This is a genomic window from Peribacillus sp. Hz7, from assembly GCF_042136355.1.
GTDB lineage: Bacteria > Bacillota > Bacilli > Bacillales > DSM-1321 > Peribacillus > Peribacillus asahii_A.
Genome location: NZ_JBHHJV010000005.1, coordinates 236871 through 261242 on the forward strand (window position 1 = coordinate 236871; position 24372 = coordinate 261242).

General features: G+C 38.3%; 23 protein-coding genes and 2 riboswitches. Of the genes, 22 read left to right on the plus strand and 1 reads right to left on the minus strand.

All coding sequences use genetic code 11. The features are described 5' to 3' along the window. Positions 1-77 precede the first annotated feature (77 nt). Positions 78-1238 carry a rod shape-determining protein RodA gene (rodA, locus tag ACE199_RS10020; RefSeq protein WP_375349628.1) on the plus strand — a complete coding sequence of 387 codons (1161 nt, stop codon included), beginning with the start codon at positions 78-80 and terminating at the stop codon, positions 1236-1238. Between the two features lie 156 nt (positions 1239-1394). Here rodA and ACE199_RS10025 read toward each other — a convergent pair whose 3' ends face one another. Continuing rightward, positions 1395-1529 carry a YuzL family protein gene (locus ACE199_RS10025; protein ID WP_252283586.1) on the minus strand — a complete coding sequence of 45 codons (135 nt, stop codon included), beginning with the start codon at positions 1527-1529 and terminating at the stop codon, positions 1395-1397. A gap of 198 nt (positions 1530-1727) precedes the next feature. Here ACE199_RS10025 and ACE199_RS10030 point away from each other — a divergent pair, with 198 nt between their 5' ends. From ACE199_RS10030 to ACE199_RS10130, 21 genes are all read left to right on the plus strand, one after another. Then, positions 1728-4118 carry a 3-hydroxyacyl-CoA dehydrogenase/enoyl-CoA hydratase family protein gene (locus ACE199_RS10030; protein WP_375349630.1) on the plus strand — a complete coding sequence of 797 codons (2391 nt, stop codon included), beginning with the start codon at positions 1728-1730 and terminating at the stop codon, positions 4116-4118. Positions 4119-4174: 56 nt separating this feature from the next. Then, complete coding sequence (locus ACE199_RS10035) at positions 4175-5353, plus strand: acetyl-CoA C-acetyltransferase (protein WP_375349631.1); 1179 nt, start codon at positions 4175-4177, stop codon at positions 5351-5353. Positions 5354-5400: 47 nt separating this feature from the next. Further along, positions 5401-7185 (plus strand): acyl-CoA dehydrogenase family protein, encoded by a 1785-nt coding sequence (locus ACE199_RS10040; protein ID WP_375349632.1) that lies wholly within the window; start codon positions 5401-5403, stop codon positions 7183-7185. A 121-nt stretch (positions 7186-7306) separates the two neighbouring features. Continuing rightward, positions 7307-7663, plus strand: coding sequence for an arsenate reductase family protein (locus ACE199_RS10045; RefSeq protein ID WP_127761945.1), 357 nt, complete (start codon positions 7307-7309; stop codon positions 7661-7663). A gap of 98 nt (positions 7664-7761) precedes the next feature. After that, positions 7762-8145, plus strand: coding sequence for a glycine cleavage system protein GcvH (gene gcvH, locus ACE199_RS10050; RefSeq protein ID WP_127761944.1), 384 nt, complete (start codon positions 7762-7764; stop codon positions 8143-8145). 137 nt (positions 8146-8282) lie between these two features. Next, positions 8283-8657, plus strand: a complete 375-nt coding sequence (locus ACE199_RS10055) for a toprim domain-containing protein (RefSeq protein ID WP_483878201.1) — start codon at positions 8283-8285, stop codon at positions 8655-8657. A 3-nt stretch (positions 8658-8660) separates the two neighbouring features. Further along, positions 8661-8975 carry a thioredoxin family protein gene (locus ACE199_RS10060; protein WP_375349634.1) on the plus strand — a complete coding sequence of 105 codons (315 nt, stop codon included), beginning with the start codon at positions 8661-8663 and terminating at the stop codon, positions 8973-8975. Between the two features lie 83 nt (positions 8976-9058). Further along, a riboswitch (SAM riboswitch) is annotated at positions 9059-9161 on the plus strand. 98 nt (positions 9162-9259) lie between these two features. After that, positions 9260-10564 carry an O-acetylhomoserine aminocarboxypropyltransferase/cysteine synthase family protein gene (locus tag ACE199_RS10065; protein WP_375349635.1) on the plus strand — a complete coding sequence of 435 codons (1305 nt, stop codon included), beginning with the start codon at positions 9260-9262 and terminating at the stop codon, positions 10562-10564. A gap of 125 nt (positions 10565-10689) precedes the next feature. Continuing rightward, positions 10690-10802: riboswitch (SAM riboswitch) on the plus strand. A 208-nt stretch (positions 10803-11010) separates the two neighbouring features. Continuing rightward, entirely contained in the window at positions 11011-12045 is a 1035-nt protein-coding gene (locus ACE199_RS10070; RefSeq protein ID WP_252287263.1) for a methionine ABC transporter ATP-binding protein, read from the plus strand. Beyond that, positions 12038-12706 carry a methionine ABC transporter permease gene (locus tag ACE199_RS10075; protein ID WP_127761939.1) on the plus strand — a complete coding sequence of 223 codons (669 nt, stop codon included), beginning with the start codon at positions 12038-12040 and terminating at the stop codon, positions 12704-12706. The genes ACE199_RS10070 and ACE199_RS10075 overlap by 8 nt, the downstream gene beginning before the upstream one ends. Positions 12707-12721: 15 nt before the next feature. After that, a complete protein-coding gene (locus tag ACE199_RS10080; protein ID WP_375349636.1) occupies positions 12722-13570 on the plus strand; it encodes a MetQ/NlpA family ABC transporter substrate-binding protein in 849 nt (282 codons plus the stop codon). A gap of 541 nt (positions 13571-14111) precedes the next feature. Then, positions 14112-14897: a Fe-S cluster assembly ATPase SufC gene (gene sufC / locus ACE199_RS10085; protein WP_252291661.1), complete on the plus strand. Its 786-nt coding sequence runs from the start codon at positions 14112-14114 to the stop codon at positions 14895-14897. A gap of 15 nt (positions 14898-14912) precedes the next feature. Beyond that, positions 14913-16220, plus strand: coding sequence for a Fe-S cluster assembly protein SufD (gene sufD / locus ACE199_RS10090; RefSeq protein WP_375349637.1), 1308 nt, complete (start codon positions 14913-14915; stop codon positions 16218-16220). Then, positions 16220-17449, plus strand: a complete 1230-nt coding sequence (locus ACE199_RS10095; protein ID WP_127761936.1) for a cysteine desulfurase — start codon at positions 16220-16222, stop codon at positions 17447-17449. Before sufD ends, ACE199_RS10095 begins: the two co-directional genes overlap by 1 nt. After that, entirely contained in the window at positions 17439-17870 is a 432-nt protein-coding gene (gene sufU / locus ACE199_RS10100) for a Fe-S cluster assembly sulfur transfer protein SufU (RefSeq protein ID WP_127761935.1), read from the plus strand. Before ACE199_RS10095 ends, sufU begins: the two co-directional genes overlap by 11 nt. Positions 17871-17923: 53 nt before the next feature. Further along, positions 17924-19321, plus strand: a complete 1398-nt coding sequence (sufB, locus tag ACE199_RS10105; protein ID WP_375349638.1) for a Fe-S cluster assembly protein SufB — start codon at positions 17924-17926, stop codon at positions 19319-19321. A 210-nt stretch (positions 19322-19531) separates the two neighbouring features. Further along, positions 19532-20377, plus strand: coding sequence for a DUF72 domain-containing protein (locus tag ACE199_RS10110; RefSeq protein WP_375349639.1), 846 nt, complete (start codon positions 19532-19534; stop codon positions 20375-20377). A 70-nt stretch (positions 20378-20447) separates the two neighbouring features. Beyond that, a complete protein-coding gene (locus ACE199_RS10115; RefSeq protein ID WP_375349640.1) occupies positions 20448-21278 on the plus strand; it encodes a sulfite exporter TauE/SafE family protein in 831 nt (276 codons plus the stop codon). Between the two features lie 12 nt (positions 21279-21290). After that, the gene (locus ACE199_RS10120; protein ID WP_375349641.1) at positions 21291-22676 is read left to right on the plus strand and encodes a bifunctional metallophosphatase/5'-nucleotidase; all 1386 of its coding nucleotides are present in this window, start codon (positions 21291-21293) and stop codon (positions 22674-22676) included. Positions 22677-22747: 71 nt separating this feature from the next. Next, positions 22748-23041, plus strand: a complete 294-nt coding sequence (locus ACE199_RS10125) for a YunC family protein (RefSeq protein WP_373995349.1) — start codon at positions 22748-22750, stop codon at positions 23039-23041. Between the two features lie 175 nt (positions 23042-23216). Then, positions 23217-24290 (plus strand): HD-GYP domain-containing protein, encoded by a 1074-nt coding sequence (locus ACE199_RS10130; RefSeq protein ID WP_375349642.1) that lies wholly within the window; start codon positions 23217-23219, stop codon positions 24288-24290. Positions 24291-24372: the final 82 nt, after the last annotated feature.

Consider the following 24372-nt stretch of genomic DNA (forward strand, 5'->3'; position numbering starts at 1 on the left):
ACTGTATAAAGTATAATGGGTAAGTGTGTTATTTTACTTTATATCTACAGTAAGATCCTTGCTAGGGGAGAGTTAGTATGCAGGAACAAAATAATTTTTCGTCGCGTATAGATTTTGGGTTAGTTACCATTTTATTGTTACTGTGTATTACAAGCTGTGTAGCCATTTATAGTGCACAATCAACAGGACAGTATTCAAGTAACTTTTTATTGAAACAAATTATTTCTTATATCGTTGGAGTCGGGATTATTTTGGGAGTCATTACATTAGACTCTGATCAATTAAAGAAAATATCTTGGTATGCATACGGCTTCGGGCTGTTTGTACTCCTAATGCTCATCATCATGCCAGAAAGCATTGTCCCTCAAATTAATGGAGCAAGAAGTTGGTTTAAATTCCCAGGTTTTGGTACGATTCAGCCTTCGGAATTTATGAAGGTATTCCTCATTTTGGCGCTTGCAAATGTCATTCACACGCACCATTTGAAAAATTCGTTGAAAACGATTGAAACGGATTTATGGTTGCTCGGTAAATTAATTTTAGTTACTGTGCCCCCGTTACTACTCATTATGCAACAGCCGGATTTAGGAACATCTCTTGTACTATGTGCTATTTTGGCAGGGATGATTTTTATTTCAGGAATATCGTGGAAAATATTGCTGCCGATTGTTTCAACAGCGGTTCTGCTTATTTCTACCATTTTTTATTTTATTTTATGGCAGCCTGATTTAATTAAGAAATATTTAGGCGTTAAAGAGTATCAGTTTGGACGTATTTATTCTTGGTTGGATCCGTATAACTATTCAAGTGCTGAAGGGTTTCATTTAATTAAATCGTTACTTGCAATTGGTTCGGGTCAAACATTTGGAAAAGGACTTGGCTCACGCGAGGTATATTTACCCGAAAGTCAAACCGATTTTATTTTCAGCGTTATTGGTGAAGAATATGGTTTTATCGGTTCTAGTTTTGTGATTAGCTTATTTTTCTTATTGGTGTATCATATTACGAAAACAGGGATGGAAACGAAAAACAATTTCTATACGTATATTTGTGTCGGTGTAATTAGTATGCTGACGTTCCACGTGTTCCAAAATATTGGGATGACAATCGGCGTTATGCCGATTACAGGGATTCCGCTGCCTTTTATTAGCTACGGAGGTAGTTCATTGATGGGGAATATGATGGCGATGGGCTTAATCTTCAGTATTCGTTATCATCATAAGAAATATATGTTCTAAAAAAAGTCGACCTTTGTCGACTTTTTTTAGTTTAGGTTCTATTGAATAATATTGTTGGTAAAACGGTAGGAGCCAAAAATCAACATCTTCTATAACAAAGCCTTAGTTTACATAAAGACTTGTAATGAATCCTGAAACTACATAATTCATGCTATCCTATTTTTTAAATTGGTTATTTTGGCTGTTTACTTTGTTTTTTCCATGACGGTTTTCTCCGCCAGGTCCAGCATCACCTTTGACGCTCGCTGCACTAACAGCAGCTTTCGATGGTTGATGTTTCTGCTTCATAATTGTTGTCACCTCCAGTAATCACTTCTTTTATGTTTTCTAATTCGTGTGAAAATAATCAAAAAATAACTTAAAAAAAATACTGTTTAATCATTGAAAATTTTACATAAATATCCTATTATTAAAAGTAACAAAAGATTTTCACTTTTTTTTGCTTGAAAAATGAATGAGTATTCATTCAATACACTGCGTAAGGGGGATATGAGCTTGGTGCGACAAATACGAAAGGCTGCTGTTTTAGGATCAGGAGTTATGGGATTAGGGATTGCGGCACATCTCGCTAACATCGGCATTCCGACTTTATTATTAGACATGGTTCCTCGGGAACTCACAGAGGATGAGAAGAAAAAAGGGCTAACGCTTGAGGATAAATCCGTTCGAAATCGTATCAGTCAAACGGCGCTTTCAAAGCTGTTAAAGCAAAAGCCAGCACCGTTAACATCCAAAAAAAATCTAGCATTCATTGAAGCAGGAAATTTTGAGGATGATTTAGAACGGTTAAAAGATGTTGATTGGGTCATTGAGGTCGTTGTAGAGAATTTGGCAGTGAAAAAGAGCATATTTGAAAAAGTGGATCAGTTTCGGAAACCGGGCAGTATCGTTTCTTCAAATACATCGGGAATTTCTATTGAAGCGATGGCAGAGGGACGTTCAGAAGATTTCCAAAAGCATTTCCTTGGCACGCATTTTTTTAACCCTCCGCGTTATTTGAAGTTATTAGAAATTATACCAACGAAAGCAACCGATTCCACAGTGTTTGCTTTTATGAGGGAATTTGGTGAAAATGTGCTTGGTAAAGGTGTTGTTGAAGCAAGGGATACACCGAACTTTATTGCAAATCGTATTGGCACATATGGCTTACTCGTGACTGTTCGTGAAATGCTAAAAGGCGGTTACAGCGTAGGAGAAGTGGATTCTATCACAGGTCCGCTTATCGGCCGACCGAAGAGTGCGACATTCCGCACGCTTGATGTCGTTGGGCTGGATACATTTGCACATGTTGCCAAAAACGTTTATGACCAAGTAAAAGGCGATGAGCAAGAAGTCTTTCGTACACCGGATTTTATGCAGAAAATGCTTGAAAAAGGCTGGATAGGCAGCAAATCAGGGCAAGGATTTTTTCTCAAAAAAGGTAAGGAAATTTTGGAGCTAAATCCTGAAACACTACAGTATGAAGAAAGAAAAAAATTACAAGCACCATCCATTGAGATAGCAAAGCAAACAAAAGGGTTTGCTAATAAAATGAAAGCGCTTGTATACAGCGAAGATCGTGCAGGTCAACTGCTATGGAATATAGTCATGCCAACGCTTGTTTATTCTGCTCAACTACTTGGTGAAATTGCTGAAACAATTGTAGATCTAGATCGGGCAATGAAATGGGGATTTGGCTGGTCAGCTGGGCCGTTTGAAATATGGGATGCGATTGGGATAGCGCAGTCTACAGCTCGTTTAGAACAAGAAGGAATCGCTGTACCGCAATGGCTAAAAGATTTTGTAGCTGCTGGACATGAAACTTTTTATAAAGAAGAGAACGGTATTGTTTCTTATTACGACAACGGCAACTATAAACAAGTAATTGAAAATCCAAGGGTCATTCATTTACAGACTATTAAAAAGCAAAAAGGGGTTATTAAGAAAAATAGTGGAGCAAGTTTAATAGATATTGGTGATGGTGTTATTCTACTTGAATTTACTTCATCAAACAATGCGATTGGTCTAGACATTGTACAAATGATTAATGCCGCTGTAGATGAAGCGGAAGCTAATTATAAAGGGTTAGTCATTGGAAACCAAGGTAAAAACTTCTGCGTTGGAGCCAATATCGCGATGATGTTAATGGAAGCCCAAGATGACAATATTTTTGAATTAGACTTCGTCATCAGGCAATTCCAAAATGCGATGCTCAAAATTAAATATAGTGCTGTTCCAGTAGTAGCTGCACCATTCAATATGACACTTGGAGGGGGAGCGGAAGTATCATTACCAGCCGCTCGGATTCAAGCCACAACGGAAACGTATATCGGTCTTGTTGAGGCAGGCGTCGGTTTAATTCCTGGCGGTGGCGGAACGAAAGAGCTGTATATGAAAGCATTAAAAGGGCTTCCAAAAGGAGTATCTGTAGATATTCAACAAGTTGCTAATAAAGTGTTTGAAACAGTGGCGATGGCGAATGTTTCTACGTCTGCAGCAGAAGCTCGTGAAACGAACTTCTTGAACTTTGCCGATGGCATTAGTGTTAATCCGGATCATCAATTATATGATGCTAAACAAGTTGTCCTTTCCCTGTATGAACAAGGGTATACACCGCCTGTTCGTGAAAAAGTTCCGGTAGTTGGTGAAAGCGGCTATGCAACGCTATTGCTTGGTGCAGAAGCGATGAGACTGTCCGGCTATTTGTCTGAACATGACATGATGATTGCTAAAGAACTTGCTTATGTATTATCGGGAGGAAAACTTCCATTTGGAACGGAAGTCGATGAGCAATATTTATTAAACTTAGAAAGAGAAGCATTTTTACGATTAATCTCTATGCCGAAATCTCAGCAAAGAATGCAGCATATGCTTATTAAAGGGAAACCGTTACGTAACTAATAGAACGATAAGAATAGTTTGATAGAGTGCATTTTAATATGGATAGGGGGATCTGCATGAGAGAAGCGGTTATAGTAGCTGGAGCGCGGACTCCGGTAGGAAAAGCGAAGAAAGGTTCTCTTGCGACTGTACGACCGGATGATTTAGGGGCTCTTGTTGTGAAAGAAACATTAAAACGTGCTGGAAATTATGAAGGCAATATTGATGACTTAATTATGGGCTGTGCGATGCCTGAAGCAGAGCAAGGTTTAAATATGGCTAGAAATATTGGAGCATTAGCAGGTTTGCCGCATACGGTTCCAGCCATCACGATTAATCGTTATTGTTCAAGCGGTTTGCAAAGTATTGCTTATGGAGCGGAACGAATTATGCTGGGGCAAAGCGATACCATTCTTGCAGGAGGAGCGGAGTCGATGAGTATGGTTCCGATGACTGGCCATGTTATGCGTCCTAACGCAAGGCTAGCGGAAACGGCTCCACAATATTATATGGGGATGGGACATACCGCGGAGGAAGTAGCGAAGAAGTATGGTATTTCCCGAAAAGATCAAGATGAATTTGCAGTACGAAGTCATCAAAAAGCGGCTAAAGCGATTGCAGCAGGTAAATTTGTTGATGAAATTGTGCCCGTAGATGTAACGGTTCGTTCGGTAGATCCAGATTTGAAACTAAAAGAAACGTCATTTCGCTTTACGGAAGATGAAGGAGTGCGAGCAAATACAACGGCTGAAGTACTAGGAAAGCTGCGCCCAGCTTTTTCAGTGACAGGAACTGTAACCGCTGGGAACGCGTCACAAACAAGTGATGGTGCTGCAGCAGTGATGGTCATGGATCGTGAAAAATCTACCTCCTTAGGTTTAAAGCCAATTGGTAAGTTCCGTTCCTTTGCCGTTGCGGGTGTTCCGCCTGAAGTGATGGGAATCGGACCAATCGCAGCCATTCCTAAAGCGTTAAAATTAGCAGGCCTTGAATTATCAGATATCGGTTTGTTTGAGATAAATGAAGCGTTTGCTTCCCAATCAATTCAAATTATTCGTGAGCTTGAATTAAATGAAGAGATTGTAAATGTGAATGGCGGAGCGATTGCCCTAGGACATCCGCTTGGCTGCTCAGGAGCGAAGTTGACTTTATCGTTGCTTCATGAAATGAAACGACGCAATGAACAATTTGGAATTGTAACGATGTGTATTGGCGGCGGTATGGGTGCTGCTGGTGTGTTTGAATTACTAGCTTAATCAAGTGGAAGCTGTAAACGATGGATCACTAAATAGGGGGTAATCGGATGTCTAATCAAACAGAAAAGTTAATTAAAGGCGGCGGGTTTTTAGTTGAAGAAATTTCTTGTGAGCGTGTATTTACACCGGAAGACTTTACCGATGAACAATTAATGATTGCAAAAACAACGGAAGACTTTTTAGTCAATGAAGTGCTCCCACAAGTAGAACACTTAGAGAATCATGAATTTGAACGCTCTGTAAAACTATTAAAGCAAGCGGGTGAGCTTGGATTACTAGGGGCTGATGTTCCGGAAGAGTACGGTGGGTTAGGGCTTGATAAAATCAGCTCGGCTTTAATCGCTGAGAAGCTAGCACCAGCGGGTGGTTTCGGTATTTCTCATGGTGCACATGTTGGTATTGGTTCTTTGCCAATCGTTTTATTCGGGAATGAAGAGCAAAAACAAAAATATCTTCCGCTGCTTGCTACAGGTGAGAAGCTGGCTGCGTATGCTTTAACAGAGCCAAGTTCAGGATCGGATGCACTTGGAGCAAAAACGACAGCAAAGTTGAATGCCGAAGGCACCCACTATATTTTGAATGGCGAGAAGCAATGGATTACCAATGCGGGCTTTGCTGATGTATTCGTTGTCTATGCTAAAATTGATGGTGAGAAATTTACGGCTTTCATTGTAGAACGTAATTATCCGGGCGTATCCACGGGTGTGGAAGAAAAGAAAATGGGGATTAAAAGCTCATCTACTCGTACATTAATTTTGGAAGATGCACAAGTTCCGGTAGAAAATCTGCTTGGCGAAATTGGCAGAGGACACGTTATTGCCTTTAATATTTTGAATATTGGTCGTTATAAATTAGGGGTAGGCGTGGTAGGCGGAGCGAAGTCAGCCTTTGAAACGACAGCTGCGTATACAAATCAACGCCAGCAATTTAAGACCCGTCTTTCTTCTTTTAATTTAACGAAAGAAAAGCTTTCAACAATGGCTTCTAAAATCTATGCAGCTGAAAGCTCTGTATACCGCACGGTTGGATTGTTTGAGCAGCGAATGGGGCAGCTTACAGATGAACAAATAAAGGATGGTAAAGCCGTAGCAGATTCAATTGCAGAGTATGCAATTGAATGCTCGATGAATAAATTTTTTGCATCGGAAGTATTAGATTATGTGGTGGATGAAGGGGTTCAACTACATGGCGGTTATGGATTTATGCAAGAATATCCAATCGAAAGGGCGTATCGTGATTCGCGTATTAACCGCATTTTTGAAGGAACAAATGAAATTAATCGCTTGATTGTACCCGGTACATTTTTGAAAAAGGCGTTAAAAGGAGAGCTGCCGATTCTTCAAAAAGCACAAAGCTTGCAAGAAGAGCTTATGATGCTCATGCCGGAAGAAGTTGGTGATGAACCATTAGCGCAAGAAAAAGCCTTGGTGCGAAATGCGAAGAAAATTGGTATTTTAGCAGCAGGATTAGCGGCTCAAAAATTCGGTACAAAGCTTGAGCAAGAGCAAGAGCTGCTCGTCAATATTGCAGACATTGCCTCGCTTGCTTATGCAGCAGAGTCTGTCGTTCTTCGTACAGAAAAAGCCATTGCTAAAACAGGGATAGAAAAGAATCAACAAAAGTTGCTGTACACACAAATCTTTGTGCAAGAAGCCTTTAATCAAATCGAACAGCATGCAAAAGAAACACTAATTGCAGTCGAAACAGGAGACACATTGCGAATTTTCCTTGCTTCACTTCGTAAATTGACTCGTCACACCCCAACGAATGTTATTGCGAAGAAACGCGAGGCTTCCGTTAAACTAATCGAAGCAGAGAAATATGTGGTGTAAACGCTCTTAAGCGAATAGAAGAAGAGAATATCATGACAGGTATTCTCTTTTTTGCTGTACAGAGGTAAAAGGTTTGTAAACGAAGGAAAAAACAGTTATTCTATGTCTAGGAGGTGAAATAATGAGCTTAACATTTTATTGGTACCCAAAATGCGGCACATGTCGCAATGCGAAAAAATGGCTCGATAGTCATCAACTTCAACATGAAACCATCCACATTGTCGAAAATCCTCCTTCTAGAGCTACAATTGAAACACTTTATAAGAAAAGTGGCCTTGAGTTAAAGAAATTTTTTAACACAAGCGGGCAAAAATATCGTGAGTTAGGTTTGAAGGATCGTCTAAAGGATGCTACTGAAACAGAGCTGCTTGATATTTTAGCGACAGATGGGATGTTATTGAAGCGACCAATTGTAACAGATGGCGATAAAGTAACAGTCGGATTTAAAGAAGATCAATTTGAACAAACATGGAAATAAGAATTTTTATTGGAAAATTCTTATTATAAACAATCATATTGTATAATCTATCTTATAATAGAAAAGATTAACTAATACATAGTATGGAGGGAATTAAAATGACAACACCAAAAGAATTGCGTTACTCTGAAGAACATGAGTGGGTAAAAGTAGAAGGCGGCAACGCTCGCATTGGTATTACACACTTTGCTCAATCTGAATTAGGGGATATCGTATTTGTAGAGCTTCCTGAAGTTGGAACTGAATTAAAAGCAGACGAGCCATTTGGTAGTGTAGAATCTGTAAAAACGGTTTCTGAATTATATGCACCAGTTAGCGGAAAAGTAGTTGAAGTAAACGAGGAACTTAGCGACAGTCCAGAGTATGTAAACGAATCACCATATGAAAAAGCATGGATGATTGTAATCGAACCATCTGATAGCAGCGAAATCGAACAATTAATGACAGCTGAACAATATGAGGAAATGACAAACGAAGGTTAATTACAAGGAGAGGAGGCTTATATTGGCCTGCTCTCTTTTTTAAAAGAAGGTTTTGTTAAATATATAGTGTGAACACTATTTGTTTCAGAGAGATATTTCGTATACTTTTAGCTCATCTATTATAACTCGTGGGGAGGATGATTACCGTGGAATGGAGAGAATCCGATAAAGTAATCATTGTCGAAGGAAGTTCTGATAAGAAAAGAGTTCAGCTTGTATTAAATGAAGAAGTTGAAGTTGTTTGTACAAATGGAACGATTTCACAAGTCAAGCTTGACGAGTTCGTAGAAGAATTTGAAGACCGCGATGTATATATTTTCTTTGATGCAGATCAATCAGGAGAAAAGCTTCGAAGACAATTTAAGCGAGAATTACCAGAGGCAAGGCATATGTATATTAATAAAATGTATAAGGAAGTGGCAAGTGCACCTTTATATCATCTCGCTTCTGTTTTACTAGCTGCTAATATAGATGTAAAAGTACAATTTTTAGAACAAAGGGTGAATGAATAGTATATGCAAGATTGGACAGAGACGGATGTACAAGCAGCTGCTAGGCAAGGTGACACCTTTTGTGTATATGCCTATACGCCGATGTGTGGAACATGTCAGGTTGCTTCTAAAATGCTCACTGTTGCATTAGAGCTTGTTCCGCAATTGACGATTGGAAAGATGAATGTGAATTTTTTTCCGAGCATTGCGAAGCATTGTGAAATAGAGAGCGTACCATGTTTATTACTATATAAAGAGGGGAAACTGATTCAGAAGATTTATGCTTTTCAATCTGTTCCTTATCTATACACGACTCTTAAAGAATTTTTAGATAATTAGAAATAGTCTATCAATATCTATTGACGGACGATTATTAAAAGTGGTAAATTGACTGTAGTGAATTTTACACGACAATCGAATAATACTTATCGAGAGAGGCGGAGGGACTGGCCCGACGAAGCCCGGCAACCGGTATAATCTACACGGTGCTAATTCCAGCAGAGTATTGTCTCTGAAAGATAAGAAGAGTATATAGCCTCTTCTTAGGAAGGGGCTTTTGTTTTTGGTAGCTCCTTCGTAGAAACATAAAGAGTTATAGTAAAAGAAGAAGGGGAGAATAAAAAATGGCAGATAAAAATTATCGTTTTGAAACATTAAGTATTCATGGGGGATTGCAAGTTGATGAAACAGGGGCACGTTCATTGCCGATTTATCAAAGCAATGCTTACTTATTCAAAGATACAGAGCATGCCGCTAATTTATTTGGATTAAAAGAAACAGGTTATATTTATACAAGACTTCATAATCCAACAGTTAGTGTGTTTGAAGAACGAGTGGCCCTTTTAGAAGGCGGAATAGGTGCTTTGGCTACCTCAAGTGGAATGGCTGCTATTACATTAGCGATTTTGAATATTGCTGGTGCAGGCGATGAAATTATCTCTTCTTCAACTATTTATGGCGGAACATACAATTTATTTGCTAATACACTTCCTAAATACGGAATCAAAGTGAAGTTTGTTGAGCCAAATGATTTAGAGAAATTTAAAGAATCGATTACACCTAGAACAAAGGCGATTTATGGAGAAACAATTGGAAATCCAAGCCTAAATGTATTAGATATTGAAGCACTTGCTGACATTGCACATGAAGCAGGGATTCCACTAATTGTTGATAATACATTTGCGACTCCGTACTTATGCCGACCAATTGAATTTGGAGCAGATATTGTTGTGCATTCTGCAACAAAATGGTTACTAGGAAATGGAACAACGATGGGTGGAATCATTGTAGATGGAGGTAAGTTTGATTGGAATTCACCGAACTTCCCTGGATTTACGGAGCCAGATCCAAGTTATGATCATTTAGTATTTGCCGAGGCACTTGGACAGGCTGCATTTATTGTGAAAGCTCGTGTTCAATTGCTTCGTGATATTGGTGCAACGTTAAGTGCACAAAGTGCCTTTCAATTTACATTAGGACTTGAAACGTTACATGTACGAATGAAAGAGCATCTTGCTAATACAAAAGTGATTATTGACTATTTAGAACAACATCCGGCCGTTGAGTGGATTTCATATCCAGGTAAGGAAGACCATCCGGACAAAGCATTAGCTGATAAATATTTGCCTAAAGGGGCAGGTTCGATTATTACATTTGGTATTAAAGGTGGCCGAGAAGCTGGAGCGGCATTAATTAATTCCGTTCAACTATGGTCACATGTTGCGAATGTTGGAGATGCGAAGAGCTTAATTATCCATCCAGCTAGTACAACACATCAACAATTGAGCGATGCTGACTTACTGAAAGCAGGCGTAAGCGCAGACTTAGTTCGTTTATCTGTCGGCATTGAAAATGTAGAAGATTTAATTGATGATTTGAATCAAGCAATTGAAAAAGCGACAGCTGCGGCAACGAAAGAAGTTGAATAAAACAGAATAGTCGGAAATTATTGACTTTTCTAAGACAATTGCACTCCCTATATATCTGTGATAAAATCACAAACATAATTATATATGAACTTAATCTATGTACGATTTAATTATATAGGATGTTACTCTTATCAAGAGCGGTGGAGGGATTGTGCCCGATGAAGCCCGGCAACCGGCAAAGCACTCGCTTTGAAAAGGTGCCAATTCACACAAAGTGTTACGCTTTGAAAGATGAGAGGAAGGATTAGTTTTTCCTGCCTCTCTGCTCATGTAGAGAGGTTTTTCTATTAAGGGTATATAAATCACTACATAGGAGAGTTTACTATCTTAATAGGTTTTATCTATTTTAGCGGGATGAACAGTCTCTATATTGTCGGGAGTGACAACTCGTTAAAGCAACTACCTTCAATGATATAGTTCGTTGATTGGATATAGAGGTGAGTGCAGTGATTTCTTTGTCAAAAGTCAACAAGTATTTCCGCTCAGGGACTGCGAAAAATGAGACCATTAAAGCGGTTAATAATGTGAATTTAACGATAAACAAGAGTGAAATTTTCGGTATAATTGGCTATAGCGGGGCTGGGAAAAGTACCCTGATCCGAATGTTAAATGGCCTAGAAACTCCTACAGAAGGTTCGGTTGTTGTAGCTGGTAAGGAAATTTCTAAAATTAAAGGTGCTGAGCTTCGCAAAGCACGCCAAGAGATTAGTATGATTTTCCAGCATTTTAATTTATTATGGTCAAGAACAGTTCAAGAAAATATTGCCTTTCCGCTTGAAATTGCGGGTGTTCCAGCTAAAAAACGAGCAGAACGTGTAAATGAGCTGATTAAGCTTGTTGGGTTAGAAGGTCGTGAAAAAGCCTATCCTTCTCAACTAAGCGGTGGACAAAAGCAACGAGTCGGCATTGCGCGAGCGCTTGCAAATAATCCGAAAGTGTTGTTATGTGATGAGGCGACTTCAGCTTTAGATCCTCAGACGACGGACTCCATTTTAGATTTACTTGTCGATATTAATCAGCGTTTAGGGTTAACGATTGTACTGATTACACATGAAATGCACGTCATTCGTAAAATTTGCCATCGTGTCGCTGTAATGGAAAGTGGACAAGTTGTCGAGCAAGGTCCAGTCCTTGAAGTATTTAAAAACCCAACGGCTCCGATTACAAAGCGTTTTGTTCAGCAAGTAACAGAGCCAGAGGAAACAAAAGAAACGATCGAGAACTTGCTAGAACGTTTCCCAAAAGGAAAAGTCATTCAACTTACTTTCGTTGGGGAAGATGTAGAAAGTCCTCTTATTACAAAGTTAGTTCGTAATTTTGAATTAGATGTTAATATTGTCCAAGGGAAAATTTCGCAAACGCGAAATGGCTCTTATGGAACACTATTTATTCATATTGATGGAAGTCATGAGGAAATTCTTCGCGCTATTCAATTTATAGAAGAGCAGCAAGTAGGCGTGGAGGTGATGACGCATGCTTGAAGAATTATTGCCGAATATAAATTGGGAAACGATGATTGAAGCAACAAATGAAACGTTATATATGACAGCGATTTCTGTTGCGGCCACTTTCTTTTTAGGGATTATACTTGGACTAGTTTTGTTCCTAACAGGGAAGGATAATTTATGGGAAAACCGATTCATCAATTGGATTATCAGTGCTTTTGTTAATATTTTTCGGTCTATCCCGTTCTTAATTTTAATTGTGTTATTGATTCCATTTACGAAAGCGATTGTCGGAACGATGATTGGAGAAAATGCAGCATTACCTGCACTTATCATTGGTGCTGCACCGTTTTATGCACGAATGGTTGAAATTGGTCTTCGTGAAATTGATAAAGGGGTTATTGAAGCGGCAAGATCGATGGGAGCCAAAACGAGTACAATTATATGGAAAGTATTGCTTCCAGAATCTATGCCAGCCCTTATTTCCGGAATTACTGTTACATCAATTGCTTTAGTCGGTTATACGGCAATGGCTGGAGTAATTGGGGCTGGAGGACTTGGAAATTTAGCTTATCTAGAAGGGTTCCAGCGTAGTCAAAATGACGTAACACTAGTAGCAACGATCATTATTTTAATAATTGTCTTCATTATTCAAATGATTGGAGACTTTATTACATCAAAATTAGATAAAAGATAAGAGGGGATGAACAGAATGAAAAAGTTTTTAGGGTTTGCTTTAATTTTAGTTTTATCAATCGCCCTAGCTGCTTGCGGCAATGACAACAAAGATAATCAAGACGAAAAAGCCGCAGATAATGCAGAAGGAAACACAACGCTAAAAGTTGGCGCATCTAATACGCCGCATGCTGTTATTCTTGAAGAAGCAAAGCCGCTTCTTAAAGAAAAAGGTATTGATTTAGAAATCGTTCCATTCCAAGATTATGTATTACCGAACAAAACATTAGCAGAGGGAGAATTGGATGCTAACTATTTCCAACACATTCCTTACTTAGAATCGCAAATTGCTGAAAATGGTTATGATTTTGTGAATGCGGGTGGTATTCATATTGAACCAATCGCGATTTATTCTAAAAAATACAAAAGCTTAGATGAGCTTCCAGAAGGTGCAACACTTATTATGAGCAGCTCAGTAGCTGACCATGGTCGTGCGCTTTCTTTACTTGAAGAAAACGGTTTAATCACTTTAAAAGAAGGTATTGATAAAACAAAAGCAACAGTTGAAGATATTGTAGAGAACAAACGTGATATTAAATTTGAAGCGAAATACGAAGCTGCTCTTCTTCCAGAAATTTATGCAAATGGAGAAGGCGACGCTGTATTAATCAATTCTAACTACGCTATTGATGCGGGTTTAAATCCTGTTGAGGATTCAATTGCTATTGAAGATTCAAAATCACCGTATGTAAACGTTATTGCAGTGAATAAGAAAGATGAAAACAACGAAGCGATTAAAACATTAGTAGAAGTGTTACGCTCAAAAGAAATTCAAGATTTCATCACGAAAGAATTTAAGGGTGCGGTTGTACCTGTAAGTGAATAAGTGATGAAGAGAGACGACTTGTTAATAGGCAAGTCGTCTTTTTCAAGTGTTTCTAGGGTGGATAAAAGTCAAGAAGTACTATTTTACTCTGATTAAATGAAAAAGGTCTTTCAACGATAAGTCTTGAAGGGTAAAATGATAAGTGTTGAGTTTACATACATATGGGAATACTATTTAACAGGTTTTGTTTCTGCTCAACGTGTGATTTCAAATGAAGTCATCCAACAATCAACAGCGTGTCACACGGAGACTTCAATGTTAACTATTAATTGTGTAATGTCATAACGGATGTTTTCTCGTATAATAATATGTCGTAAACAAAAGATAGTAGAGGTCGATGTTTGATTTTATGTTTACATATTTGTTGATGGAATAATGGAATAAGTAATAAAGTAAGGTGTGACATAAATCACGTATAATGGTTGCTTCTTAATTAAATTTGTTATAAAATTGTAATGAGAATAAAATGAGAATACATGTTAAGAAAATAAAACACATTATTTTCTAAATAAAATAGGAATTAGTTCACGGAGGTATAATTATGTCAGGTTCTACTTTAACGATTAAAGATCTTCATGTATCAATTGAAGGTAAAGAAATTTTAAAAGGGGTTAACCTTGAAGTAAAAGGCGGAGAAATCCATGCAATCATGGGACCGAATGGTACAGGTAAATCTACTCTTTCTTCAGCGATTATGGGTCATCCTAAATATGAAGTAACAAGCGGAAGCATTACTCTTGATGGTGAAGACGTATTAGAAATGGAAGTAGATGAGCGTGCTAAAGCTGGTCTTTTCCTTGCTATGCAATATCCAAGTGAAATTAGCGGAGTGACAAATGCTGATTTCTTACGTTCAGCTATTAATGCACGTCGTGAAGAAGGCGATGAAATTTCTTTAATGAAGTTCATTCGTACAATGGACGCAAAGATGGAATTTTTAGAAATGAACGAAGATATGGCACAACGTTATTTAAACGAAGGATTCTCAGGTGGAGAAAAGAAACGTAATGAAATTCTTCAATTGATGATGATTGAACCAAAAATTGCAATCTTGGATGAAATCGACTCTGGTCTTGATATTGACGCCCTTAAAGTTGTATCAAAAGGAATTAATGAAATGCGCGGCGAAGATTTCGGTTGCCTTATGATTACGCACTATCAACGTTTATTAAACTACATTACTCCTGATTACGTTCACGTAATGATGCAAGGTCGAGTTGTGAAATCTGGCGGTCCAGAATTAGCTGCACGTTTAGAAGCAGAAGGATATGACTGGATTAAACAAGAATTAGGTATTGAAGACGAAACTGTCGGCGAAGAAGCATAAGTAGGAGGATTTGTCATGACTACAGAAACGAAATTACCGTTTGAAAAAGAGGATATTAACTCTCTTTCAACTCAAAATAATGAACCAGCTTGGCTAACTGAGCTTCGTGTTCAAGCGTTTTCTGACTTAGAAAACCTACCGATGCCAAAGCCAGACAAAACAAAGATTGATAAGTGGAACTTTACCGCTTTCCGTAAACATTCAATCGAGAGTGAAGTTTTTACATCATTAGATGAGCTTCCAGAACAAGTGAAATCGATTGTTGCTATTGAAGAAAAGCGTAATTTATATATTCAACGTAATAATACGCCGGCTTATACAAGTCTTTCAGCTGAGTTGAAAGAACAAGGTGTTATTTTTACAGATATTCTAACAGCGGCTCGCGATCATGCAGAGCTTGTGCAGAAATATTTTATGAAAGACGGCGTGAAAGTGAATGAGCATCGCTTAACAGCTCTTCACGCAGCATTGTTAAACGGAGGAGCTTTCGTATACGTTCCAAAAAACGTAGAAGTAAAAGAACCAATTCAATCGATTTTCTTAGTCGATGATGCTGATGCAACGCTTTTCAACCATGTATTAATCGTGGCAGAAGATAACAGCTCTGTAACGTATGTAGAAAACTATTTCTCAACTGTAGAAACGACAAATGGTATCGCAAACATCGTAACAGAAGTCATTGCCAATGCAAATGCGAAAGTAACATATGGTGCAGTGGATACGTTAAATAAAGGGTATACAACATATGTAAACCGTCGTGGTGTAGCTGGGCGAGATGCACGTATCGAGTGGGCACTTGGCTTAATGAATGATGGAGATACGATTTCAGATAATACAACGTATCTAATGGGCGATGGCTCTTCAGGTGATACGAAAACGGTTGTTGTTGGTCGTGGAGAACAAAAACAAAACTTCACTACGCAAGTGATTCATTACGGTTTACGTTCCGATGGACAAATTCTAAAGCACGGGGTTATGAAAGATAGTGCTTCTAGTATTTTCAACGGAATCGGAAAAATTGAGCATGGTGCAACAAAAGCAAATGCTGAACAAGAATCACGCGTGCTTATGTTAAGTGAAAAAGCTCGTGGAGACGCGAATCCAATTCTTCTTATTGATGAAGACGATGTTACAGCAGGACACGCAGCATCTGTAGGCCGCGTAGATCCATTGCAACTTTATTATTTAATGAGTCGTGGTATTTCCAAACAAGAAGCAGAACGTTTAGTAATTCACGGATTCTTGGCCCCTGTTGTTAATGAACTTCCAATCGAAGGTGTGAAAAAACAACTTGTTGAGGTCATTGAAAGGAAAGTTAAGTAATGAACCCATACGAAATTCGTAAGCTTTTCCCTATATTAAATCAAGAAGTGAACGGTCAGCCATTAGTATATTTAGATAGTGCTGCGACATCGCAAAAACCGGCTGTAGTTATCGAAGCGATTGAACAATATTATCGCGGGTACAATTCGAATGTACATCGCGGAGTGCATACACTTGGAACAAAAGCTACGGATGCGTATGAAGGAGCTCGTGAAAAAGTACGTAAATTCATTAATGCTTCCTCTATTGAAGAGATTATCTTCACTAGAGGAACAACCACTTCTTTAAATACGGTAGCAAGAAGCTATGGTCTGGCTAATGTACAAGAAGGGGATGAAATCGTCATCTCGTATATGGAGCACCATAGTAATATCATTCCTTGGCAGCAAGTTGCGAAACAAACGGGTGCTGTGTTGAAATATATTCCACTTCAAGAAGATGGTACGATTTCACTTGAGGATGTACGAGCAACGGTAACGAATGCAACAAAAATCGTATCTGTTATGCATGTGTCAAACGTTCTTGGCACAATCAATCCCGTTAAAGAAATTGCGGCGATTGCTCATGAACACGGGGCGATTATGGTTGTGGATGGGGCACAAAGCACACCGCATTTAAAAGTGGATGTGCAGGACCTTGATTGTGATTTCTTCGCTTTCTCTGGTCATAAAATGGCTGCTCCAACTGGTATTGGAGCGCTTTACGGTAAAAAAGAATTATTAGAAAACATGGAGCCGGTTGAATTTGGCGGCGAAATGATTGATTTTGTAGGTTTATATGAATCAACATGGAAAGAGCTTCCGTGGAAGTTCGAGGGTGGTACTCCGATTATTGCTGGAGCGATTGGCTTAGGAGCGGCTATTGATTTCCTAGAGGAAATTGGTTTAGATAATATTGAACGTCATGAGCATCATTTAGCTGCATATGCAATGGAAAAAATGTCGACGATTGAAGGTATGACAATCTACGGTCCGAAAGATTCGGCAAAACGTGCAGGTGTTATTACATTCAACTTGGAGGATGTACATCCGCATGATGTAGCTACAGTTCTAGATGCAGATGGGATTGCCGTACGTGCAGGTCATCATTGTGCTCAACCATTAATGAAATGGTTAGATGTTTCAGCGACAGCGCGAGCAAGTTTCTACCTATATAACACGGAAGAAGACATTGATAAGTTAGTTTCATCACTTATCAAAACAAAGGAGTATTTTAGTAATGTCTTTTAATAACTTAGATACACTTTACCGACAAGTCATTATGGATCATTATAAAAAACCGCGTAATAAAGGTATTCTTGAAGACGGCAGCCTGACAATTGATATGAATAACCCAACTTGTGGAGACCGAATTCGTTTAACGATGAAGGTTGAAGAAGATAAAGTGGTTGACGTGAAGTTTGAAGGAGAAGGATGCTCCATTTCGATGAGTTCAGCATCCATGATGACAGAAGCAATTAAAGGAAAAGATATTAAAACGGCAATGAAGTTGTCACATATTTTTTCTGAAATGATTCAAGGCAAAGAATACGATGAAGAAGATTTGGACCTTGGAGATATTGAAGCACTTCAAGGTGTATCGAAATTTCCAGCACGTATTAAGTGTGCGACATTAGCTTGGAAAGCGATGGAAAAAGGACTTCAGGAATAAACAATCAAAATGCTGATTCACATTCAGCATTTTGAAAAGGAGGAATACGAGCTATGGCAAAGAAAATGCCTGAGATTGGTGATTATAAATATGGCTTTGCGGATAGAGATGTCTCGATTTTCCGTTCAAAGCGTGGCTTAACAAAAGAAATCGTGGAAGAAATTTCACGCATGAAGGAAGAGCCGCAATGGATGCTCGACTTCCGTTTAAAATCATTAGAACACTTCTATAATATGCCAATGCCTCAATGGGGCGGGGATTTAGGAAGTTTAAACTTCGATGAGATTACGTATTATGTGAAACCATCTGAGAAATCAGAGAAATCATGGGATGAAGTACCGGATGAAATTAAACAAACGTTTGATAAACTAGGAATCCCTGAAGCGGAGCAAAAATATTTAGCAGGTGTGTCTGCTCAATATGAATCAGAAGTTGTGTATCACAATATGAAGGAAGATTTAGAAGCGTTAGGAATCGTCTTCAAAGATACAGACTCTGCTTTAAAAGAGAATGAAGACATTTTCCGTGAGCACTGGGCGAAAGTCATTCCACCGACAGACAATAAATTCGCAGCATTAAACTCTGCTGTATGGTCTGGTGGTTCATTCATCTATGTTCCAAAAGGTGTAAAAGTAGATACACCATTACAAGCGTATTTCCGTATTAACTCTGAAAACATGGGACAATTCGAGCGTACGTTAATTATTGTTGATGAAGATGCACATGTTCATTATGTAGAAGGATGTACAGCTCCTGTTTATACAACGAACTCTCTTCATAGTGCGGTTGTTGAAATCATCATTAAACGTGGTGCATATTGCCGTTATACAACGATTCAAAACTGGGCGAACAACGTCTTTAACTTAGTTACAAAACGTGCAGTATGTGAAGAAAATGCAACAATGGAATGGATTGATGGTAACATCGGTTCTAAATTAACGATGAAATATCCAGCTGTTATCTTAAAAGGTGAAGGCGCACGTGGGATGACATTATCTATTGCCATTGCTGGTAAAGGACAACACCAAGATGCTGGTGCAAAAATGATTCACCTTGCACCAAATACATCTTCTACAATTGTATCTAAATCAATTGCCAAACAAGGTGGAAAAGTAACGTATCGTGGAGTCGTACAATTTGGACGTAAAGCGGACGGAGCGCGTGCTAATATCGAGTGTGATACATTGATTATGGATAATCAGTCTACTTCTGATACGATTCCATACAATGAAATCCTTAACGACAACATTTCGTTAGAGCATGAAGCGAAAGTGTCTAAAGTGTCGGAAGAGCAATTGTTCTATTTAATGAGCCGTGGAATTTCTGAGCAGGAAGCAACAGAAATGATTGTTATGGGCTTCATTGAGCCATTTACAAAAGAACTTCCAATGGAATATGCCGTAGAAATGAACCGTTTAATCAAGTTCGAAATGGAAGGTTCTATCGGTTAATGATTATCGTTAAAAAAAGCTGCCTATTTTATAGGTAGCTTTTTTTATTGATAAGTAGCCGAAAGTTGTTGATAAATGGACGGTTCTGATTGGTAAAACAAAAAACTCGTTGTAAACATTCATACAGGGACAGATTCGTCTTTAGCTTAACTTTTTGGTCCTTTGAGATATATGTTAAAATAAAGAAAACTGCGGAATAGGTTGATTTGGATGATTTATATCGGAGTAACAGGTTGGGGGGATCATCATTCTTTGTATCGTTATGGCGTGTCCCAACGTGATAAGTTAAAAGAGTATGGTGCACACTTTCCGATTGTGGAAGTGGACGCGTCTTTTTATGCTGTTCAACCGAAGCGAAATAGTGAAAAGTGGGTGAGTGAGACACCTGCTAATTTTCAATTTATCGTAAAAGCATATCAAGGAATGACAGGACATCAGCGCGGAGAAATTCCGTTTTCAAATAAGAAAGAGATGTTTGCGGCTTTCCGTGATTCACTCGAACCTTTCCAGAAGGCTGGTAAACTGGCAATGGTACTTTTTCAGTTCCCGCCTTGGTTTGATTGTACACGTCAGCATGTCAATTATCTTCGTTTTTGTAAAGCGGAGATGGGCGAAGTTCCAGTTGCGCTAGAATTTCGGCATCAAAGCTGGTATTCCGCTGTCTTTAGAGAGCAAACCTTACAATTTATTAAAAATGAAAAATGGATTCATACTGTATGTGATGAACCACAAGCTGGGGCAGGGTCGATACCGATTGTACCTGAAGCGACAGATGTAAAAAAAACATTAATTCGTTTTCATGGCCGCAATGTGCATGGTTGGCAGCACCCATCGGCACATAATTGGCGTGAAGTTCGCTATCTTTATCGCTATACTGAAAAAGAGCTTGTAGAATGGGTGGACCGTCTTCGGTTGCTAGAGAAGCAAACGCAGGATATATATGTGCTTTTCAATAATAATTCTGGTGGTGACGCGGCTGATAATGCAAAGCAATTTATCGATTTACTAGGGATTGAATACGAAGGGCTTGCTTCTAAGCAGCTTGATCTATTTTAAATAATAGATAATAAACAGGCTGTGTTAAAATCTATCATTTTATTTAACAGAGTCAAGAGGACGGATAGTAATGGAAATAATTGTGTTAATCATTGTTGGATTTTTATCTGGAACGATTGGAGCGCTCGTTGGTCTTGGCGGAGGAATTATTACCGTTCCAGCTCTACTTTTTTTAGGGAGTTCTACTTCACTGCTTGACTCCATTACGCCTCAGGTTGCAGTTGGTGTTTCGACAATCATTATGATTTTTACCGGTTTATCATCAACATTAGCTTATATGAAGCATCAAACTGTCGATTATAAGGCAGGGGTTATTTTCTTTGTCGGCAGTGGGCCAGGTGGTATAATTGGAGCTCATGTTAATAAAATTCTTGATATACATTCTTTTTCGTTATACTTTGGTTTGTTTATGATTTTAATCGCAACAATTCTACTTGTTAAAGACCGTTTAAAGCCGCTTACATTTAAACCAGGGAAAGGAAAGGTTATTAAGACATATCGCAATAAGGATGGAATGCAAACTACATACGGCTATCATCCACTTGTTGCGATATTAATTTCCTTTGTCGTAGGTTTTAGCTCAGGATTATTTGGCATTGGTGGTGGAACAATTATTGTACCTACCATGATTCTCTTATTTTTCTTTCCTCCACATGTGGCGGTTGCGACATCCATGTTTATGGTGTTCTTATCATCGATTACGAATTCGATTACACATATTTCACTTGGAAATGTGAATTGGTTATATGCTTTAGCGCTTATTCCAGGCGCTTGGTTTGGTGCCAAGTTCGGTGCTTTTATCAATACTCGTTTAAAAAGTCGCTCTATTGAACATGTTTTGAAAATTGTATTAATTATATTTGGATTCCGTCTCGTATATCAAGGAATTACAGGACAATAAGGGAGGCAAATGATGTCTGAAATCATTCATTTATATCATACTAATGATTTTCATAGTCATTTTGAAAACTGGCCTAGAATCGTAGAATTTCTTAAAGAAAGACGTTTGCTTCATCAAGAGACAGGTGAAGAAGCGCTTATTCTCGATATTGGGGACCATGTAGATCGTTGGCATCCCTATTCAGAGGGGACGTTAGGCAAAGGGAATATTACGTTGCTCAATGAGGCTGGCTATCAATATGTAACGATTGGAAATAATGAAGGGATTACATTACCGCATGACGCACTAGATTGTTTATATGAACAGGCGGAATTTGAAGTACTTGTCGCGAATCTATATGAGGAACATGATAGAAGGCCTAAGTGGGTGCTGCCTCATTCGATTCATATAACGAAGCAAGGAACAAGAATTGCTTTGATTGGTTTAACTGCGTTTTTTCAAAAATTTTATTCTGCACTTGGATGGGAGGTAAAAGATCCATTCGTTGAGTTACAAACACAGCTTCAACAAATTAGAGGAGAAGCAGATATTATCGTTGTTCTTTCTCATCTAGGTCTTAATGATGATGAGAAGATGGCAGAGGACTTTCCCGAAATTGATATTATTCTAGGGGCGCACACCCATCATGTACTTCATCAAGGTAAATTAGTAAATGATGTTCTTCTTTGCGGAGCAGGTAAGTTTGGCTTCTTTATTGGGCAAGTGGAAATTGATTTTGATGAGCATAGAGGAATTACAAAGAAAAGTGCCTATTTGTATGACACAAATGAGCTGCCAGAACTCGTTGGAGAAAGAGAATGGATTGAAGCTATGTATCATGCTGGTGGAGAAGCACTTCAAGAAGTAGTAACGAATTTGCCAGAACCGTTACATAATGATTGGTTTCAAAGAGAGCGGTTATCAGAAGTTTTATGTTCAGCATTAAGAGAGTGGGCCGGGGCAGATTGTGCTTTTTTAAATGCAGGCTTATTACTAGAAGGGTTGCCGAGCGGAGTCGTAAAAAAAGGCGACATTCACCGAATTTGCCCCCATCCGATTAACCCGTGTGTAATTGAAATACAAGGCAATGAGCTAAAAGAAATTTTATTGCAATCTAGAAATGAAGAATGGCCTCATCTTCAAATAAAAGGATTTGGATTCAGAGGTAAGGTGATGGGAACCATGCTGTACGATCAAATCGAATTTTTGCAAACGACTAATGGGGTAATTAAACAAATTAATATAAATGGAAACAAACTGCAGCCACACGACATGTATAAATTAGTTTTACCTGACATGTTTACGTTTGGTTACTTCTTTCCACAAATTCAACGTTTGAAGAATAAAGAATATTTAATGCCTGAATTTTTAAGGGATATTTTAATTTGGAAATTAAAAAAAATGTATCCTGATTATTAAAGGATATTTCACGGTTTCGTCCTCTTTTTCATAATGTAAATAGGAGAAAGGGGCGAAATCAATTGATTAGCATGAATCCTATTAAGCTGAAAGAGTATACTTTTCTAGCAATTTCAGTTGAATTGCCAAAGACAACGTTACTTGTTGTGACTTCTGATAAAGGCTATATTATGTGTGGTGCTCTAGATGTGGCCCTTTTAAATGATAAATTAAAGGATCGAAGGATCGTAGCAGGCAGGGCAACGGGTGTTAAGACGATTGATCAGTTGTTAGAAGCACCGTTAGAGTCCGTAACATATGAGGCAGAAGTTTTGGGCATTCACCGAGGAATGATTGGGAAGGATGCATTATTGAAAATGGTCTAATGCTGAATGTAAGCGAATTTTCTATTTATACTAGAAAATTCGCTTTTTTAATGTACAATAAATATGGCTTTTTCGAAGAGGGGCATTAAAAAATTCTCTTTTTAACCGATAATAGTTATATATTGTACAAAGTATGCTTGTGAGAAATACATGCTAATGAGAACGGAGTACGGCCATGAGACTATTAGCTACAGAATCATTGAATCCAGGAGTTATCCTTGGGAAAACGATTTTTAATGAGCAAGGAAATATTCTATTAGGTGAAGGAATCACCTTAACAGAGAAAATGATCAATCGATTAATGGTTCTTAATATACGATTTGTTTATATTGTAGATGAACAAACAGCAGACATTATACCAAGTGAGCCTATTTCAGATCAATTAAGGATGGATATGTTTAAAGCGATTGAATCTGTTTTTACTCAATTACAAAGCGATAATAAGCTTAAAACGAAAATTGTTGTCGAAAAAGCGGCTGCACGATTTACAGAGCTTGTCCGGAATATCACAGCTGAATTGAAAAATAATAAAGAGTTATTTACGTTACTAGGGGATCTTTTTATATATGATAATGAAATTTTTAGTCATTCATTAAATGTCACTTTATATTCATTAGCGTTAGGAATTGAATTAAAATTAGATGAAAAACAACTAGAATTGCTCGGCATAGGAGCTATTTTTCATGATATTGGAAAAATGATAGTGCCTGAGGATATTTTGCGAAAGCCTGGAAAGCTGACAGAAAGTGAATTTGAACAGGTGAAGAATCATTCAGAATATGGATTTATGTTACTGAAAGATATTCATACGATTTCTTTACATGTTGCTCATTGTGCATATCAGCATCATGAGCGAATTGATGGCTTAGGCTATCCACGTGGGATTAAAGGGAATGAAATACATCAATTAGCGAAAATCATTTCGGTTGCCGATGTTTTCGATGCCGTTACGTCCCATCGTGTGTACCGAAAAGCGATGCTTCCAAGTGAGGGGTTAGAAGTTCTATATGCCGGTGCAGGGAGTCAGTTTGAAGTGGGAATTGTTGAAGCATTTCGTCGAGCAGTAGCCATTTATCCAAATGGGCTGACTGTGCAATTGAATGATGGAAGAAAAGGGGTGATTTCTGGTCAAAATATTAGGCTGGGGGATCGTCCAATCGTTCGTATTTTAGAAGAATTCAATCAGACGTACGAATTAAATTTGAAAGATTATCCTCAATTAATGATTGTGCAGTGTGCGAATGCTTAGTAAAAGCTCCCTCGTGTCATCTAAGGAGTGAGAGGGAGTCTTTTGAATTATTATATGATTCATACGTATGGAAAGAAAAAAA